Source organism: Vibrio sp. MOR3, assembly GCF_001557775.1.
Classification (GTDB): domain Bacteria; phylum Pseudomonadota; class Gammaproteobacteria; order Enterobacterales; family Vibrionaceae; genus Vibrio; species Vibrio jasicida.
Window position 1 is genome coordinate 1 of record NZ_LNRD01000057.1, and the last position, 473, is coordinate 473.

1 rRNA gene is annotated in these 473 nt (G+C 50.3%); it reads right to left on the reverse strand.

Annotated features, from left to right (window positions below):
• A 23S ribosomal RNA gene (locus ATB76_RS26915) occupies positions 1-473 on the reverse strand; the annotation flags it as partial.

A 473-nucleotide genomic window follows, 5' to 3' on the forward strand; every position in this document is an offset into this window, starting at 1 on the left:
AGTCGCGCAGTTAACACTCGCTTTCGCTACGGCTCCCCTAGATGGTTAACCTTGCCACTGAATATAAGTCGCTGACCCATTATACAAAAGGTACGCAGTCACACCACGAAGGTGCTCCTACTGCTTGTACGTACACGGTTTCAGGTTCTATTTCACTCCCCTCACAGGGGTTCTTTTCGCCTTTCCCTCACGGTACTGGTTCACTATCGGTCAGTCAGTAGTATTTAGCCTTGGAGGATGGTCCCCCCATATTCAGACAGGATATCACGTGTCCCGCCCTACTCGATTTCACTGAATGTGCGTTGTCAACTACGGGGCTATCACCCTTTATTGCCGGACTTTCCAGCCCGTTCGTCTAACGCATATAAAGCTTAAGGGCTAGTCCAATTTCGCTCGCCGCTACTTTCGGAATCTCGGTTGATTTCTTTTCCTCGGGGTACTTAGATGTTTCAGTTCCCCCGGTTCGCCTCGCT